Raw genomic sequence first — 17101 nt, 5'->3', positions numbered from 1 at the left:
TGGAACTGAAGAAGCAATGACCGACAGCGTCGACGAGTCCGACGGGCTGATGACCGTTCGGCAATTCTGCGCGACCGTCGGCGTAAGCCGAGACACGTTCTACCGCTGGCGACAACTCGGAAGCGCCCCAGCCTCCTATCGCCTCCCGAACGGCTCCTTGCGGATCAGCATGTCGGATTACAGGACGTGGCTCACCACCATCAGGGACGGGGCAGCATGAACAAGACGATCAAAGTCCGGTTCTGGGAGCTCCAGAAGAAGACTGGCCGCCGGCGGCCACACGGAGTCCGGTGGGTCACCGAGGACAAGGAGCATTCAGAGTGGTTCGTCACCAAGGCGTTGGCCGAGCGGCGGCGATCCGACTTGATGCAGGCGGCGCGGCACGGCGAAGCCTTCGACATCAACTCGGGATGGCCGGAGTCGGAATATAAGGCACGAAACAGCAGGTCACTGCTAAAACTTACGCAGGACTTCATCGACGGCCAATGGCCTAACTCTGCGCCGAACACACGCAAGCGGTACGTGGACTCTCTCGCCATCGCAGTCGCGGCTTTCACCAAGCCAGCCCGAGGGCGCCCCGACGAGCGCGTTCTACGCAAGGCGTTGACCACCTACCTACTACCGACGAATCGTCGGAAAGAACCACCCGAGCAAGAGGAGCTGCGCATTGCCGCGGAGTGGATCACTCGAGCATCACGCCCCATCAGAGAATTGGCCGACGAACAAGAGGTGACGCCGGTTCTGCAGGCACTAGGAAAAAACCTAAACGGAAGGACTGCGACAGCTTGGTCTATGGCGATCCGCCGAAGCGCACTCAATCAAGCCCTAAAAACGGCAGTGAATCACGAACTCGCCACCAACCCAACGACTGGCATCAAGATCACCTTCAAGACCACCAACGACGAGGTCGACCCGAGGGTAGTTATCAACCCGGCGCAAGCGGAACAGGTATTGGCCGCAGTCACTTACGCAGGCCGACGCAGATACATGTACGCCTTCTTCGCGAGCATGTACTACGCCGCCCTCCGCCCAGCTGAAGCCAACAGACTGAAGGACAGCGATTGCAAGTTGCCAGAGTCAGGATGGGGCGAACTAGTCCTCGAGAAGTCGATCGGGCTGTCCAACGCGCGATACTCGGACACCGGGCAGATCTGGGAAGAACGAGGGCTGAAGCGCCGCGGCGAAGGCTCTATCCGCCGCGTGCCGATCCCACCTCAACTCGTCACGATTTTGAGGGACCACATCGCCAGGTTTGGGACCACCTCAGACGGCCGGCTGTTCCACAGTCCACGCAACGACTTCCCGATCAACGCCAAGATCTACACCATCGCGTGGGACATGGCGAGGAAGATCGGCTTCTCGCCGGCGCAATACGCCTCGCCATTGGCCAGCACGCCATACGACCTACGCCACGCAGCACTGTCGACCTGGCTGGCAGCCGGCGTTCCACCGGCCGAGGTCGCCGAGCGAGCCGGACACACCGTGGACGTCCTCCTCACGGTCTACGCCCAGTGCCTGGACGGCCAACGCGACACCTCGAACACGCGGATCGCGAACTTCCTCGATGGCAAGACGTAGAGCCGTTCCTGCAGTTCAGAGGCCCTCGGCGCACACCTGGCGTCGAGGGCCTCTCTGTCCCGTGACTGTCCCGTGGACAGTGACAGACACCGACAGAAGACGCAGGTCAGTGACGGATCCCGCGAAAACCGCCCACGAACGACAACCCGTGCTCAGAAGCACCACGAGCCCGTCAATCAGCAGGTCCGTCGAGGTGCAGGGACTCGCCGGCGAAGATGCCCAGTTCCTCCCGGTAGAACTCCAGGCCGATGCCGTTGGGGTCGCGGACGTAGAGGCTGTCCTCCACGCCGCGGTCGGGGCCGAGGTACTCGACGCCCTCGGCGTCGAGCTTGGCCTTGATGGCGGCGAAGTGCTCGGCGTCGACGGACAAGGCGAGGTGCTGGACGGCGCCGATGGTCTCGACGTAGTCGGGGTGCGGGTGGCCGGGGAAGTCGAAGAAGCCCAGCAGGTTGCGGTTGCCCAGGTCGAAGAAGAAGTGGCTGGAGCCGGCGTAGTCGCGGTTCTCCACCAGCTCGACCAGGGGGAAGCCGAGGAACTCCTGGTAGAAGCGCACGGTGGCCTCGACGTCGCGGGCGACCAGGGCGATGTGGTGCACGCCGCGGACGGGGGTGGCGGGGCGCTCGCCGACGGGACGCAGGTACTTGTCCTTGAGTTCGGCGCGGCGGGCCCGCACGGCCTCCAGCTCGGCGCCTTCCGGTTGCGGCATGGTGCTCTCCTCTCGGGTCGTCACCAGCATAGTTGAATGCTCAACAATCCGCCACCGCCTGGACGAAGGCCCGCACCTTGCCGTGGTCCTTCACCCCCTTGGACGCCTCGACGCCGGAGCTGACGTCGACGGAGAGGGTCCGGCACAGGGGACGCAGGGCGGCGATGCCGGCGGCCACGTTGTCGGGAGTGAGCCCCCCGGACAGCACGAGGTGCGCGTCGGGGGCGGCGGGCAGCAGCGACCAGTCGAAGGGGCGACCGCCGCCGCCGTAGCCGGGAACGTGAGCATCCAACAGGATTGCCCGGGCCCGGTCGAAGCGCTTCGAAAAGCCGACCAGGTCGAACGGGGGCGCGTCGGGGTCGAGCGGGATCCTTGCGGCGCGAAGGAAAGCGTGCTCTCCCCGCCCGCCGGCGGCCCAGCAGTCCTCAGGGGTCTCGTCGCCGTGGAACTGCAGCAACGCCCCGGGCACACCGGAAGCGGCGGCGATCACCTCGTCTGCCGGCGAGTTCACGAACAGCAGCACGGGCGTCACGAAGGCCGGCAGCCGCGCGGCCAACTCGGCGGCTCGTTGCGGCGTCACGTATCGCGGGCTGGGCGGATACAGCACGAAGCCGATCGCGTCGGCCCCCGCCCCGACCGCCGCGTCCACGTCCTCGGGCCTGGTCAGGCCGCAGATCTTCACGGGCGTTGCGCTCCCCATGGGCCGCACCGTACACGTAGTCACGGGCTTCCCCCATTCGAGTTCACCCCGCTAACGAGACCGGCCCGGCGGCGAACTAACAGCCATGACTTCATGCCCGACGTGCGGCCGGGAACTCGGTCCCCACGCGCGGTTCTGCGGATCGTGCGGAACGCCCGTCGCGCAGCAGCCGCAGCACCCGCAGCAGCAGGCCCAGCCCCAGTACGAACAGCCCCGGTACGAGCAGTTCCCGCCCCAACAGCCCCAGTACGAGCAGCAGCCGTTGCAGCCCTTGCAACAGTCGGGGCCACAGACGATCCCGACCCCGTACGCGCCGCCACCGAGGCACAGCGCGCCCCGGAACCTGCTGCTGCCGATCGTGGCCGGCGTGGCCGTGCTTGCGCTGGCAACGACCGGGGTCATCGTCTTTCTGCTGCCCCGCCTGACGAACCAGGCCGACGCGCCGGTCACCACCACCAGCAGCAGCGCGCCGGCGACCACGACCACCACCGAGACGACAACGACGACCACCACCACCACCGAGACGACCACCACGACGACCCCGACGCCGCCGACCGTGGCCGATCTCCAGCAGGAGGTGGCGGCCGACCACGACATCGCGGAAACCCTTGTCGGGCAGTGGGTTCCGCAGATCTCGTCGAAGAAGCTCGGTCTGGTCGTGCAGGGCGTGGAGTTCGGCTACCCCGAGATCATGGCCGACTTCACCACGCTGAAGGCCCGTTTCCCCCAGGCGATCATGCTGAACTCCAACGACTACGCCAACTTCTCCGGCAAGGACTTCTGGGTCACGGTGCAGGCCACCACCTTCGGCACCGCCGACGAGGCCAATGCCTGGTGCGACCAACAGAACTTCGCGGCCGACGACTGCTACGCCAGCCGCCTCATGCACACCGGCGGCCCGGCCGGAAACTCGCAGACCCGCTAGTCCTGGTTCACCCGCGCCGCCCACGTGGCCGGATCGGCCAGCTGGGCCAACAACTGTTCCCGCCCACCGGAATTCGTGATCACGGAGACCGTGTCGTGGTAGTCACGCGACCGCGTGATCCTGCCGTTCTCCACCGTGGTCACGATGGCGTTGTGCACCCGGTAGGGCCGGCCGGTGGCCCGGGCGTAGCCCCGGTACTCCCATTCCGCCACCACCTCGTCGGGCCCGGTGTGATGGATCACGAGGTCGTGCACCTCGACGTTCCGCAGGTTCGACGGGTCACGCCCGCCGACCTCGGCCAGCACGCCCGCGGAACCCTCGATTCGCAACGGGCTGGGCAGGAACAGCCGGACGTCGACGGCTGCGTCCTCGGTGTACAGACTGGCGAAATGGGCGAAGTCGCCGACGGCCGAGGAGTAGATCAGATCCGTGACGACCTCGGCCGGCGTGGGGTATTCAGGCATGAGCGACCTCCTTGAGCTGGGCCAGCAGGGTGTCGAGGGCGCCGGCGATGAAGGCCCGCGTGACCTGGTCGAGGTAGACCCGCTCGGCGGCAATCCGACCGTCGCGGACCCGCGCGACAAGGAGGTTGCCGGTCACGACCTCTTGGCCGGTGGCCGGATTCGTGCCCACGTAGTCCCATTCCGCGATCACCACCTCGGGGTCTTCGGTGGTACGAATCCTGATGTCGCGGGCCGGCAGGGCGGGACCGCCGGCGAGCACGGCCGCGCGGATCGCGGCCCCGCCGAGCAGGAGCGGCCCGCCGGGCTGCAGCAGCGGGAGGAAAACGGTGCAGTCGTCGGAGTAGAGCTCGACGGCCTGGTCGAACCGGCCGGCCGCGAACAGCTCGATGAGCCGACCGACCACTTGGGACGGTGAGGAATTGTCTGCCATAGCGCCACTCTGACCGAAAGGTGAAGAAATGTGACCATCCATGACCGGACGAGCATCCGTTCGTGTCCGTGCGGCGCGCGGCCCCGGAAATCCGGACGGCTCAGGCCAGGAACTTGGCGATGAGCTTGGTGACCTCCATGACCGGCTCGCTGAGCACGCCGACCACGGCGGCGATGCGCTGCCAACCGGTGCGCACGACCTCCTTGTCGGCCTTGCCGGACCGCAGCTGGGCCTCGATCTCGTCCAGCCGCGCCCGCACGTCGTCGCGGCCGGCGGCCGGGGCGTCGCCGAGCAGGGCCGACCGCCGCTCCAGCAGGGCCTGGAGCAACGCGTCCGGCGCGGCGGCGTAGTTGTTGACGGTGGCGCGATTGCCGATGGCGCTGCCGCTGATGTGCGCGTTGCCGAGGTCGAACTTGTCGCCCATCGCCTAGCCCTTCCTGTTGGTGACGGAGCTGCGGGTGCCGACCGCGGAGTCGACGAGCGTGCTGCCCTGGAGGTTGTAGTTGTTGACCTGGGGGTCGGCCAGTTTCATGAACTCCACCGCCGAGTAGCCCCGCTCCTGGAGGTACTCCCCCACCGCGCGGAACAGCGTCGAGTCCAGGATCCGCACGTACCGCTCGACGTCCACGTCCTGGAAGTAGCTCTGCACCCGGTCGGCCTGCGCGAACTCGCGCAGGCTGCGGTCGGCGCCGTACTTGGCCGGCATCACCTCGTTCACGCCCTGCTTCAACGGCTTGAAGCGGCGGCACACCGAGACCACCCGGCGCACGATGGTGGCCGGCAGCACCAGGATCTCCATGATCGAGGACTTGACCGGTGCCAGCAACGGATCCCGGTACTCGTCGATGGCCCGGTAGCCGGGCATGATCGGCAGCAGCGCGAAGAACTGCCACTCCAGGAACAGCATCTTCTGGTCGGTGCCGGCGTGCAGGTAGCAGGACGTGGTGAGATCGCGGTCCCAGGCCTCGACCCGGTAGCAGCTGTAGTACCGCGCCCACTCCACGGCCGCGTCGGCCAGCGACCGCGCCTGGTCGGTGGACACCCGCGAAGTCGGCGCGTGGTCGAGGGTGGGCAGGATCTCCGGCACGCTCCGGTGGTCGATCACCAGCCGGTCGGCGGGAATGAGCACCTGTTCCCGGCGCACCAGGTCTTCCAGGCGGCGACCGGGGCCGAGCGTGGACGTGGTGCGCAGGCGGTTGATCGCGGCGGCGACGTGGTCGTGCAGACCCGTGACGCTGATGGGTTCCGTCGCTTCGTCCTCATCGGACGGTTCGAGGGCCAGCGCGATGACCTGACCGTGCACCGGCACCCCGGCGCCGATGAACGGCGAGAAACCCCGGTGCACCACCACATCCGCTTCGGTGGCCCGCTCGGCCTGCTCGGTGGCGGCCGCGACCCGGTGCAGCGGCAGGTGGAAGGTCGGCAGCCCGAGGCCGCGCAGCCGGCGCTCCCACTCGTGCGGGCTGGTCCGGCCGTCGGGCAGGAAGTCGGTGCGGCGGAAGCGGTTGAACACCAGGTAGTGCACCGCGAACTCGTCCGTGACGACCACGGCGGCCAACGCCAGCAGCAGCAGGCCGGTCAGGATCAGGTCGAGGGACAGGAAGCCCGAGGCGGAGTCGGCGGCGGAGGAGGAATACGACGGCGGCGGGCTCTCGTAGTACCCGCCGGAGCTGCTGCCCGAAGACAGGGAGGAGCCGACGATCGAGGCGATGCTGATGAAGCCCACCGCCAACAGGATGAGCACCACGACCACCGCCACGACGGCGGTGATCGCCGCGTCGCGGCGGCGCATCGTGAACCGCCCGGACACCATGGCCAGGAACAGGGCGAACACCAGCCACGGCACGAACACCACGGGGTTGACGACCAGCAGCGCCAGCAACAGGAGCAGCACCACGCCGTCCCGGATCCGGCGCCGGGCCCGGGCGGCGACCGCCTCCCGCAGCACCGCGGTGGTGTCGACGCCGGGCGCGGGTGGGATGGCACGCAACGGTTCCACCAGGAACTCGCGGATCGCCGTGTTGGCGTAAACCTCGCTGAGCTGCGCGGCCGCACACAGATAGCGTGTGGTGTTGTCGCGCCGCACCAGCGAGGCCCCGCAGCCCTGGCAGAACTTGTCGCCGGCGGGATTCACCGTCGCACAGCGCCAACAGTGCTGGTTCCGTTCGGTGATGCCGGCAGCCATGGCCGCTCCCTCCGGGCGAGTTCCCGCCCGGAGATCGCGTCCTACGCCGTCCGTCGTTAGCTCATGTCACTCGTTCGCGGCAACGGCCAGGCTGCCGTAGCCCGCCTGGCTGCCGATCCAGTCGGCCACCACGTCCACACGGGTGGTGGTCTCGGGCGTGTCGTGCGGGCAGTCCGGGCCGTCGCTCTCCACGGACACCAGCACGCCGGCCTTCACACCGAACTGGCGGAAGTACGGCGCGCCCGAGTCGTACAGGCAGGCGCTGGTGTCCGCCGCCGGGGAGACGCCGTGCACCAGCAGGTTGACGTCCTCGACGGTCTGGACGGCGACGCCGCCGTAGGTCATGTGCGTGCCGGGGGTCGGGTTCACCGAGTCCTTGGCGCCCCAGCCGGCGATCGTGAGCTGCTGGCCCACGGTCGGCTGCTGGCGGCTCACCAGCAGCGGCAGCACGCCGTAGACGGGCTTGTCCAGCTTGCCCAGCGCGATGTCGCCCTTGGGGGCCTGCCGCACCTCGACGACGTTGGCGGTGTGGCCGCCGCTGTCGGCGAGGTCGACCTTGCCCAGGGTCGCCGTCGTCGGATAGGGCACCGGGCCGCTGACCGGGTTGCGGTTGACGTCGTGGAAGCAGTGGCCGGCGGTGATCACCCACTGGGGCGCGATCAGGGCGCCGGAGCAGGCGCTGGACCGGGTGGTGCCGTCCGGGTTGGGGATGTTCGTCATGGTGAACTTCACCGAGAACGGGAACATGCCGGGGGTTGCGTCGTGGCCGTCGGCGACCGCGCCGGCCGGGGCGGCGGCGAGCGCGCCCGCCGTCATCAGGGCAGCCGCTATCGCGACTGCGTAACGCTTGTGCGCCACGGGAATTAGTCCAATCTCACGGAGCTGTCGACGCCATCCGGCGCAACAGCCAGGACCGGATGGGTGGTTCGCACCGTAGGAAGACAACACGTCCGTCACAACAGACACGTGCGGGCGACCATCGATGCGTGCCCGGAGTGTCACACACATAAGATCGGCTCCGGCGGAGTTTCGGCACGAAAGGGCACGACAGGTGCAGGTGCTGCTGGTCGAGGACGATGACGGTGACGCCGTGCTGGTCACCGCGCTGCTCGACGAGGTGGGAGCGCGGGTCGACGTGACCCGCGCGCGGACCGCGGGTGACGCGGTGGGGCTGCTGCCCGGTTTCGACTGCGTGCTGCTCGACCTCGGGCTGCCGGACGCGAGCGGGCTGGACGGCCTGCGCCGCATCCTGGAGCACGCGGGCCAGGCGGCGGTGCTGGTGCTGACCGGTCACGACGACGAGGAGCGCGGTATCCAGGCGCTCGCCGTCGGCGCGCAGGACTACCTCGTCAAGGGACAGGTCGACGGTTCGCTGCTGCTGCGCGGCATCCGGTACGCGGTGGAACGCCGCCGGGCCGAGGACACGCACCGCCAGCTCCGCGAGGAGCGGCTGGTGGCCCAGGAGACGGCCCGCCTGGAGCGGGGCCTGCTGCCCTCGCCGCTGCTGACCGAGGACTCGCCCGTGCTGACGTCGCGCTACCGCCCCGGGCGGCGGCGCATGCAGCTCGGCGGCGATTTCTTCGACGCCGTGACCGGCGCCGACGGGTCGCTGCACGTGGTGATCGGCGACGTCTGCGGGCACGGCCCCGACGAGGCGGCCCTCGGCGTGTGCCTGCGGATCGCCTGGCGGACCCTGGTGCTGGCCGGGCAGGCCGACGACCAGGTGCTGAACACGCTCCAGGAGCTGCTGATCCACGAGCGGCACCGCGAGGGCATCTTCACCACGCTGTGCATGGCCACGATCGCCCCGGACCAGTCGTCGGCCGCCGTGTACATCGCGGGCCATCCGTCGCCGATCCTCATCGACGACACCGGCCCCCGGCCGCTGCCTCGGGATCGGGCCGGGCTGCCCCTGGGCGTGCTGACCGAGGCCAAGTGGTCGGCGCTGGAGCTGCCGCTGCCGCCGGGCTGGTCGCTGCTGCTGTACACCGACGGCCTGATCGAGGGCCGCGTCGGCGCCGGCTCGGACCGGCTGGACGTGGAGGGCCTGGTCGACCTGGTGGCCCGCTGCGACCGGTCGGGTCTGGCCGGCGAGCTGCTGGCCGCGGTGGAGCGGACCACCGTCGGCGAGCTGGACGACGACATCGCCATCGTCATGCTCGACGACAGCCGATAACAATTCCGGCCGGTCGAATTACCATTGTCGACGGCATCGGTTTCCGGCCATCGCGAGCCGGAATTCCGCACAAAACCACAGCCCACCGGCTTCCGGCGGGGCTGTCGACCATTTTCTGCTCCCATCCGGATTGACGCATTCACGTGAGTGCACGGCCGTCGGCTCAGGTCGGCGGCGGCGCGCGCCCCGATGCCACACGGGAAGCGCATGTGAAAAAATCCGGGGCCGCGCTCGCACTGCACTCGACCGCGCGCTGGCCGATGCTGGAGAGATCATGGACGAGAGAACCGGGCCGGGCTGGCCGCTGCAACGTTGGTATCTGGCTGTGGTCGTGGTGATGGTGCTGGTGGTGGCGGCCGCCGTCGGGATGGGTGCGGGGGCGCTGCACAGCCTCAACGCGGCCCGGTCGCTGGTCGTGGACCAGGCCGACCCGGCGTCGCGGCAAGCGCTGGCCCTGGCGAACGCCCTGGTCGACGAGGAGACCGGCGTCCGCGGCTACGTGCTGACCGGCCGGCAGGACTTCCTCCAGCCGTACCAGGACGGCCAGCAGCAGGAGGCCAAGGCGGTGGCCGCCCTGCGTGCGCTCCAGACCGGGGATCTGACCTCGGCCGGCGCGGCCCTGGACGCCGTGCAACAGGCGGCGAACCAGTGGCGCGCCGAGTACGCCGAGCCGGCGCTGAAACGGGCCGAGGCGGGCGACATCGAGCGCGGCAAGGCGCTGTTCGACCAGGTCCGGGGCGCGTTGAGCGACCAGGAGTCGCAGCTCTCGGCCGCACGGACCACCGGCCGGGCGGCGCTGGCCACCGCCGCCGACAACCTGGTGGTGGTCGGCGTCAGCGTCGCCGCCGCGCTGCTGGCGCTGATCGTGCTGCTGGCCCTGCTGGCCCACTTCGGCGTCGTGCGGCCGGTGTCGAAGCTGGCCGGCGAGGTGCGGCTGGTCGCGGACGGCCAGTTCCAGCGCAAGGTGTCCGTCGGCGGGCCGCGGGAGATCGCCAGCCTCGGCGCCGACGTCGACCTCATGCGGCTGCACATCGTCGACGAGCTGGACACGCTCAAGCAGGTGCATGACGAGCTGGCCCGCTCCAACCGCGACCTGGAGCAGTTCGCCTACGTCGCCTCGCACGACCTGCAGGAGCCGCTGCGCAAGGTGGCCAGCTTCTGCCAGCTGCTGGAGCGCCGCTACAAGGGGCAGCTGGACGAGCGGGCCGACCAGTACATCGGCTTCGCGGTGGACGGGGCCAAGCGCATGCAGATCCTGATCAACGACCTGCTGGCCTTCTCCCGGGTCGGCCGGCTGACCCGGGAGAAGGTGCTCGTCAACTGCGACGACGTGGTCGCGCAGGCCATCGCCAACCTGGACACGATGATCGAGGAGACCGGGGCGCAGATCGAGGCCGGTCCGCTGCCGTCGGTGCGGGGCGAGCCGGCGCTGCTCGCGGCGGTGTTCCAGAACCTGCTGGGCAATGCCGTGAAGTTCCACGGCGAGGACCCGCCCAAGGTCACGCTGTCCGCTTCGCGTGACGACGACGTCTGGACGTTCACGTGCGCCGACAACGGCATCGGGATCGAGCCGGAGTACGCTGACCGCGTCTTCGTGATCTTCCAGCGGCTGCATCCGAAGGACGCCTACCCGGGCACCGGGATCGGGCTGGCGATGTGCCGCAAGATCATCGAGTACCACGGCGGCCGGATCTGGCTGGACACCGACGCCGAACGCGGCACCGTGTTCCGGTTCACGCTGCCGGTCGTCGAGGAGGAACAGTGACCGAATCGTTCGTGGACGTCGTCGACGTGCTGCTGGTCGAGGACGACCCCGGCGACGTGCTGATGACCCGCGAGGCCTTCGAGCATCACAAGCTGCGCAACAAGCTGCACGTGGTGGCCGACGGCGTCGAGGCGATCCAGTTCCTGCGCCGCGAGGGCGAGCACGCCGACGCGCCCCGGCCGGGCCTGGTGCTGCTCGACCTCAACCTGCCGCGCAAGGACGGCCGCGAGGTGCTGGCCGAGATCAAGTCGGACGAGTCGCTGCGCACCATCCCGGTGGTGGTGCTGACCACCTCCGAGGCGGAGGAGGACATCCTGCGCAGCTACGACCTGCACGCCAACGCGTACGTCACCAAGCCGGTGGACTTCGACCGGTTCATCGACATCATCCGCCAGATCGACGACTTCTTCGTCACCGTGGTGAAGCTGCCGCGCTGACCTCGGCCAGCAGCGCCCGGATGGCGCTGGCCCTCGTGTGGTCGGCGGCCAGCGGCAGCGCGGCGGTCAGCAGCTCCCGGACGCCCGCGGTGTGCCCGGCGCGGTGACGGGCCTCGGCCAGCGCGTGCATGGCCGTGCCCATGGCCCGCTGGTTGCCCAGCTCCTGCCAGATGGCCAGCGCCTCCTCCAGGTGCCCGATCGCCTCGGCCAGGTGACCGCCGGCCAGCAGTGCGACGCCGCGGTTCTCGGTGGCGTGGCCGACCATGTGCCGGTGCCGGGAGCCGGTCCGCTTGAGCAGCTCGGCGCCCTCGCGGGCGTATTCGAGCGCCCGCTCCGACTCGCCCCGCTCCGACAGCAGCTCGCTCAGGTTGAGCGCCGCTATGGCCTCCAGGAACAGGTTTCCCTGCTCACGGGCGGTATGCAGGTCGCGTTCCAGCAGCGCCAGGGAGCCGCGGTGCCGGTCCAGGCGGGTGTGCGCGACGGCGAGGTTGGCCGCCACCGAAGGATCTTCGGGGTCCAGCTGCACGAGGATCTCCGCGGCGGCCTCGTGGCATTCGGCGGCGATGTCCGGCCGGTTGAGGAAGTAGTGGTAGGCCACGCCGGCGTCGTTGCACAGCCGGGCGATGTTGAGCAGGTCGCCGGTGCGGCGGGCGGCGGCCAGGCCGATGTCGATCACCTGTAGCCACAACGTCCAGTGGCTCGTGCCGTAACACAGCACGGCCAGTGTGGCCGCGAGCTGCGCGGCCAGCCGGTCGTGCCCACGGTCGGCGGCGGCCCGCACCGTGGCGGCCAGGGTCGGCAGCCGCTCGGCCGCCCACACCAGGGCCGCGTCGTAGCCGATCGGCGTGAGGTGCGGGCAGTTCGCGTCGTGCACGACGTCGCCGAGGCCCGGCGTGAGCTCCACCCGGGCGGCGTGGGCCGAGGCCAGGGCGCATTCGATCAGCCGGAGCACGGCGGCGTCGGCATCGGCCTCGGGCTGCTCGGCCGCGAAGATCCGCAGCAGGTCGTGCAGACGGTAGGTGTCGGTCGCGGTCTGCTCGACGAGGTGCTGGCGGAGCAGCCCGGCCATGGTGTCGCGGGCTGTGTCGAGGTCGGCGTCGAACAGCGCGGCCGCCTCGTGCAGGTCGATCTCGGTGCCGGGATGCCGTCCCAGCAGCCGGAAAGCCCGTGCCGGCAACGGTTCCAGGGACCGGTAGGACAGGCGGAAGACCGCCCGCACGTCCGAGAGCTCGTCGTCGGAGTCGGCGAGGGCGTCAAGGCGGTCCTCCTCACGCCGCAGCTCCCTGACCATGTCCACCAGCGCGTACGAGCCCGAGCCCATGCGTTCGGCCGCCACCCGCAGCGCCAGCGGCAGGTGCCCGCACTGCTCGGCCAGCTCGCCGGCGGCGTCGGGGTCCTGGCGGACGCGGTCGGCGCCGAGCACGCTGGCCAGCAGGGCCACGGATTCCGCCGGGGACAACGTGTTCAGGCCGACGCGCGGCCCGTCGAGGGTGAGCCGGTTGCGGCTGGTGACGACCGTGAGGCAGCCGCGGGCGTTGGGCAGCAGCGGGCGCACCTGCTCGGCGTTGGCGGCATTGTCCAGCACCACAAGGACTTTGCGGTCGGCCAGCAGCGACCGGTAGTGCTCGCCGCGATCGGCCGGCTGGTCCTCGGCTCCGAGGGCGCGCAGCATGCGGTTGAGTGCCTCGGCGACGGTGACCGGCTTGGCCCTGGCGTCGAATCCGCGCAGGTCGACGAACAACTGGCCGTCGGGGAAGCGGTCGGCCACCAGGTGCGCGAACCGCACGGCCAGCGTGGTTTTGCCGACGCCGGCCTGGCCGTCGATGACCGCCACCGAGCCGGGCTCGGCCGTCTGGAGCTGTTGCAGCATGCGGGCGCGGCCGGTGAAGTGGGCGACGCCGTGCGGCAACTGCGCCGGCACCACCGCCGCCTCGGTCGGTTCACGCATCAGCTCGAACGCCTCGCGCAGGGCTCGGCCGGGTTCGATGCCGAGTTCCTCGTCGAGGGCCTTGCGGACGCGGTCGTAGGTCCGGTGGGCCTCGGCGGTCCGGCCGGTGCGGTGCTGGGCGGTCATCAGCAGCGCGTGCGGCCGTTCGCGCAGCGGGTTCGCGGCGGCCAGCTCGGACAGGTCGACGATCGTCTCGTCCGCCCGACCGACCTCGATCAACGCGGCGCAGCGCAGCTCCTGGACGTCGACCCGGAGCGCCTCCAGCCGGTCGCGTTCGCGCTGCACGAACGGGCCGACCGCGCCGGCCAGCGGCGTGCCGCGCCATTCCTGGACAGCCTGCTCGCACTGCGCCAGCGCGCCGCAGAAATCGTCGGCCAACCACAGCCGGCGTGCGTCGCGGAAGCCGGTCTCGAACCGCCGCAGGTCGACCGCCTCCGGCGGCAGGGCCAGCCGGTAGCCGGCCCTACTGCCGATCACCATGTCGCCCAATGCTTTGCGCAGCGTGGAGACGTATGTGTACACAGTGGACCGTGCCGTGCGGGGCGGCGCCTCGCCCCACAGCGCGTCCACCAGGTCGTCCGCGGTCACGGTCTCGCCCGCGCTGAGCGCCAGCCGCGCGAACAGCGATCTCGGCCCCGGCGCGCCCAGATTCAGCCCGGCGCCGCCGAACGTCGCGCCCACCTGCCCGAACAGGCGCACCGCCAGACCGTCCACGCCTGCCATCAGAGCGGAGCCCGGGGGTGGCGCGCAACCCGGGACGGCCGAATGCGCAGCCGATCGGCGGCGGCCGGCGAAACGCCAGCATCAAGCCTTGATCAAGTACACCTCAGCCCTGCCTTAATCGGGGCCGTGACCTGCCCGCGAACCCCCGCACTCCTTGCCGTTCACCGGAGTGCCGCCGTAGCGTCGTCACACCCATTCGCCTGACGGAACGGATGACCGATGGCCACGGCGTTTCGCTCGCCACCGCACCACCGCATCCGCCCGCCGCACGAATACCACCTCGACCAGCGCGCCGCCGACCGTCTGCTCACCGATGTGACCGCGCTCGCCGAATCCGGCGTCCGGCCGGCCGAACCGGAGTTCTACGACCGGCACTGGCTCGACCTGGAATTGTTGCCGGTGGGGCTGCGCGACTTCCTCTGGCGGTTCCGCATGACCGAGTCGCACGCCGCCTGCGTGATCCGCGGCCTTCCCGTCGGCGACGCCGAGACCCCGCCGCACTGGAACGTGTCGCATTTCCAGGACCGCAACCTCGTCGAGGACACCATTCTCGCCCTGTGCGCCATGTGCGTCGGCGATCCGTTCGCCCGCGCCGGCACGCAGAACGGCCGCATGGTGCAGAACATTCTCCCCACCTCGCTCGACCGTCGCGATCTGCACACCGAGTGCGGTTCCCACACCGATTACCTGGCGTTTCTCGCCATGGGCGAATGCTCCGCCGCGCTGGCGTCGGCCCGTGACCTCGACCTCGACGACCCCACCCGGGAAACCCTGGCCCAGCCCCGCTTCCGCTTCTCCGACGGGCCCGCCGCCGTGCTGTCCGGCGACCCCGCCGACCCCTACCTCCGGCTCGACCGCTGCCTGCCCGTCGACCCCGAGGCCCGCCTGGCCCTCGACCACCTGCTGGCCTCGCTCGACCGGCTGCGCCCCGACGTCGTGCTGGATGCCGGCAGCCTCCTGCTGCTCGACAACTACCGCGTCGCCCACGGCCGCCTCGCCGGCCCCTGGCTCAAGCGCATCACCATCAGCCGCAACCTCCGCCGCACCCCCCGCGGCCGCATCCTCTGACCCCCGGTTATGCAGGGAAGGACGCCTTACCCTCGTTCAACGCGGGTAAGGCGTCCTTCCCTGCATAAGGAGGGGGGCTCAGCGCCAGCTGGGGAGCCAGAGTTCGGCCTGCCACTGGGCATTGGTGATCAGGTCGCCGTTGAGGATGGGCCAGAGCCAGGCGAAGTTGGCCACGACCAGGCCGGTGTAGATGGCGACGACCAGGAGGCCGGTGCCGCGGCGTTCGACGCCGGCACGAGCGCGGCCGAGGATGTCGCCGCAGGCCAAGACCAGGCCCAGCACGAGGAACGGCGCCATGGGCGTGACGTAGAAGAAGAACATCTGCCGGTCGATGCTGAGGAACCAGGGCAGCAGGCCGGCCATGTAGCCGACCATGACGGCGGCGTGGCGCCAGTCGAACTTGATGATGGCCCGCCACAGCGACCAGCCGATCATGGGGAAGGCCAGCCACCACATCGCCGGCGTGCCGACCAGCATCTCGGCCCGCACGCACTGGATGGCGCCGCAGCCGGTGGCGTACGGGTTGGGGCCCTGCTCGATGTAGTAGAGCATCGGCCGCAGGCCCATGGGCCATGTCCACGGCTTCGATTCCCAGTAATGGTGGTGATTGGAGCTGAGCAGCGACTCGTGGAACTTCAGCACGTCGCCCTCGTAGTAGAAGAACGATCGCAGCGCCGTGCCGAAAAAATTGCGGTCGACGCCGGTCTCGCTGCCGAACCATCCCCACCACGTGGCGAAATACACCGCCACGGCGATCACCACGAGCGACCACAGCGCGGGCAGCACGTCCCGGACGAGAGCCCCGATCCACGGCCTTTCCACACCGGCCGCACGCCGGGCCGTCGCATCCCAGATGACGGAAAGCAGGCCAAAGGCGACGATGTAGTAGAGGCCGTTCCACTTGACGCCGCAGGCCAGGCCGAGGGAAATGCCGGCGGCGAATCGCCACCAGCGGAAACCCAGACGCGGCCCCCACCGGGATTCCTCCACCCAGCCCTCGTCGACGGCTACCGCCAAGCGATTGCGCACCTGGTCCCGGTCGACCAGCAGGCAGGCGAAGGCGATCACCACGAAAAGCGCCACGAAAACGTCCAGCAACGCGGTGCGGGACTGCACATGGCTGACGCCGTCGCAGATCAGCAGCACGCCGGCCAGCGCGCCCAGCATCGTGGAACGGGTCAGGCGACGCCCGATGCGAATGACCAGGAAGACGCAGACGACCCCGGCCACCGCCGAGGAGAAACGCCAACCCCAACCGTCGTAGCCGAACAGCCATTCGCCGACGGCGATGAGGTATTTCCCGACCGGCGGGTGCACGATGAAGGCGTAGTTGTAGCCGACATCGTCCTCGAAGCCGCCGTTGCGCAGCATCTGCCACGCTTCCGGCGCGTAGTACTTCTCGTCGAAGACGGGTGTGCCGCGGTCGGTCGGCCAGCCCAGATTCCAGAATCGGACCAGGGCGCCGACGAGCGTGACCGAGAGGGTGACGATCCAGCCGCGAACGGTGTCGGTGGGCCGCCAGACGGCCAGCCGTTCCAGTGGCCCGGCGGTCGACGGCTGCGTCGTCGGCGGCAGTTCCCCGACGCCCACCACGCCGTCGATCATCCCCATGTCGGGCGATCATGCCTCATATGGCGTGAACACGGGGTCAGGCGGGCACTGCCCGCCAAAACGAGACTTGCTCAGGCCGCGTCGCGCAGGGCGGCCGCGGGGCCGTCCACCGCCACTCGTAGCCCGGTGACCAGGCGCTCGTCGGCCGCGTCCAGGGCGTCCTGCTCCTGGTAGACCTGCTCCAGCACGTCGGTGAAGTCCCGGAAGTTTTCGCTCATGTGACCAGAGTGCGCCCCCGATCTCCACGTCTTCTCCACACGGACTCGACACCGCCACTACGTACGCCGAGCAGCGACTACGTAGACCGGCCGCGCGCTGCGTAGGTCATCCCCGACGGATGAAGGTGCGTATCTTCACCAATAGCTGGCCGTGCCGCGGCGGAGGA

General features: G+C 69.6%; 17 protein-coding genes. 7 read left to right on the top strand and 10 right to left on the bottom strand.

Annotated elements, in window-relative coordinates:
• Positions 1-16: 16 nt before the first annotated feature.
• Together AB0M73_RS16090 and AB0M73_RS16085 are read left to right on the top strand one after the other, a co-directional pair.
• Positions 17-220 (top strand): helix-turn-helix domain-containing protein, encoded by a 204-nt coding sequence (locus AB0M73_RS16090; RefSeq protein ID WP_363891373.1) that lies wholly within the window; start codon positions 17-19, stop codon positions 218-220.
• Positions 217-1578: an integrase gene (locus AB0M73_RS16085; RefSeq protein WP_363891372.1), complete on the top strand. Its 1362-nt coding sequence runs from the start codon at positions 217-219 to the stop codon at positions 1576-1578. The genes AB0M73_RS16090 and AB0M73_RS16085 overlap by 4 nt, the downstream gene beginning before the upstream one ends.
• Positions 1579-1750: 172 nt before the next feature.
• Here the strand turns inward: AB0M73_RS16085 and AB0M73_RS16080 are convergent, their stop codons facing one another.
• Positions 1751-2284, bottom strand: coding sequence for a VOC family protein (locus tag AB0M73_RS16080; RefSeq protein ID WP_363891371.1), 534 nt, complete (start codon positions 2282-2284; stop codon positions 1751-1753).
• 40 nt (positions 2285-2324) lie between these two features.
• Positions 2325-2984 (bottom strand): phosphoribosylanthranilate isomerase, encoded by a 660-nt coding sequence (locus AB0M73_RS16075; protein WP_363891370.1) that lies wholly within the window; start codon positions 2982-2984, stop codon positions 2325-2327.
• Positions 2985-3069: 85 nt separating this feature from the next.
• Here AB0M73_RS16075 and AB0M73_RS16070 point away from each other — a divergent pair, with 85 nt between their 5' ends.
• Positions 3070-3909 (top strand): zinc ribbon domain-containing protein, encoded by an 840-nt coding sequence (locus AB0M73_RS16070; protein ID WP_363891369.1) that lies wholly within the window; start codon positions 3070-3072, stop codon positions 3907-3909.
• Here AB0M73_RS16070 and AB0M73_RS16065 read toward each other — a convergent pair.
• The 5 genes from AB0M73_RS16065 to AB0M73_RS16045 all read right to left on the bottom strand — a co-directional run bounded on the left by AB0M73_RS16065 (position 3906) and on the right by AB0M73_RS16045 (position 7804).
• Positions 3906-4373 (bottom strand): nuclear transport factor 2 family protein, encoded by a 468-nt coding sequence (locus tag AB0M73_RS16065; RefSeq protein WP_363891368.1) that lies wholly within the window; start codon positions 4371-4373, stop codon positions 3906-3908. The two genes, AB0M73_RS16070 and AB0M73_RS16065, sit on opposite strands and share 4 nt — an antisense overlap.
• Positions 4366-4803 carry a nuclear transport factor 2 family protein gene (locus AB0M73_RS16060; RefSeq protein WP_363891367.1) on the bottom strand — a complete coding sequence of 146 codons (438 nt, stop codon included), beginning with the start codon at positions 4801-4803 and terminating at the stop codon, positions 4366-4368. Before AB0M73_RS16060 ends, AB0M73_RS16065 begins: the two co-directional genes overlap by 8 nt.
• Before the next feature lie 100 nt (positions 4804-4903).
• Positions 4904-5227 carry a hypothetical protein gene (locus tag AB0M73_RS16055; RefSeq protein WP_043725014.1) on the bottom strand — a complete coding sequence of 108 codons (324 nt, stop codon included), beginning with the start codon at positions 5225-5227 and terminating at the stop codon, positions 4904-4906.
• A 3-nt stretch (positions 5228-5230) separates the two neighbouring features.
• A complete protein-coding gene (locus tag AB0M73_RS16050) occupies positions 5231-6988 on the bottom strand; it encodes a zinc ribbon domain-containing protein (RefSeq protein ID WP_363891366.1) in 1758 nt (585 codons plus the stop codon).
• A gap of 66 nt (positions 6989-7054) precedes the next feature.
• On the bottom strand, positions 7055-7804 hold the full coding sequence (locus AB0M73_RS16045; RefSeq protein ID WP_363891436.1) for a trypsin-like serine protease: 750 nt from the start codon (positions 7802-7804) through the stop codon (positions 7055-7057).
• Between the two features lie 235 nt (positions 7805-8039).
• Between AB0M73_RS16045 and AB0M73_RS16040 the strand changes: the two genes are divergently transcribed.
• The 3 genes from AB0M73_RS16040 (at position 8040) to AB0M73_RS16030 (ending at position 11366) form a co-directional block, all read left to right on the top strand.
• Positions 8040-9164, top strand: a complete 1125-nt coding sequence (locus AB0M73_RS16040) for a SpoIIE family protein phosphatase (RefSeq protein WP_363891365.1) — start codon at positions 8040-8042, stop codon at positions 9162-9164.
• Between the two features lie 274 nt (positions 9165-9438).
• Positions 9439-10929, top strand: a complete 1491-nt coding sequence (locus AB0M73_RS16035; protein ID WP_363891364.1) for an ATP-binding protein — start codon at positions 9439-9441, stop codon at positions 10927-10929.
• Positions 10926-11366 carry a response regulator gene (locus AB0M73_RS16030; protein ID WP_043725005.1) on the top strand — a complete coding sequence of 147 codons (441 nt, stop codon included), beginning with the start codon at positions 10926-10928 and terminating at the stop codon, positions 11364-11366. The genes AB0M73_RS16035 and AB0M73_RS16030 overlap by 4 nt, the downstream gene beginning before the upstream one ends.
• On the opposite strand, the gene AB0M73_RS16025 is transcribed toward AB0M73_RS16030, so the two are convergent.
• Positions 11341-14028, bottom strand: coding sequence for a BTAD domain-containing putative transcriptional regulator (locus AB0M73_RS16025; RefSeq protein WP_363891363.1), 2688 nt, complete (start codon positions 14026-14028; stop codon positions 11341-11343). The genes AB0M73_RS16030 and AB0M73_RS16025 overlap by 26 nt on opposite strands.
• A gap of 228 nt (positions 14029-14256) precedes the next feature.
• Between AB0M73_RS16025 and AB0M73_RS16020 the strand changes: the two genes are divergently transcribed.
• Entirely contained in the window at positions 14257-15105 is an 849-nt protein-coding gene (locus AB0M73_RS16020; RefSeq protein ID WP_363891362.1) for a hypothetical protein, read from the top strand.
• Between the two features lie 78 nt (positions 15106-15183).
• On the opposite strand, the gene AB0M73_RS16015 is transcribed toward AB0M73_RS16020, so the two are convergent.
• Both AB0M73_RS16015 and AB0M73_RS16010 read right to left on the bottom strand, forming a co-directional pair.
• Complete coding sequence (locus AB0M73_RS16015) at positions 15184-16716, bottom strand: phospholipid carrier-dependent glycosyltransferase (RefSeq protein ID WP_363891361.1); 1533 nt, start codon at positions 16714-16716, stop codon at positions 15184-15186.
• Positions 16717-16787: 71 nt separating this feature from the next.
• The gene (locus tag AB0M73_RS16010) at positions 16788-16934 is read right to left on the bottom strand and encodes a hypothetical protein (protein WP_157495167.1); all 147 of its coding nucleotides are present in this window, start codon (positions 16932-16934) and stop codon (positions 16788-16790) included.
• Between the last annotated feature and the right edge of the window lie 167 nt (positions 16935-17101).

The sequence above is a fragment of the Kutzneria sp. NPDC051319 genome, assembly GCF_040682195.1.
Classification (GTDB): Bacteria; Actinomycetota; Actinomycetes; order Mycobacteriales; family Pseudonocardiaceae; genus Kutzneria.
Note: the sequence above shows the minus strand (reverse complement) of the source record. Positions and strands in the feature narration are given on the sequence as shown.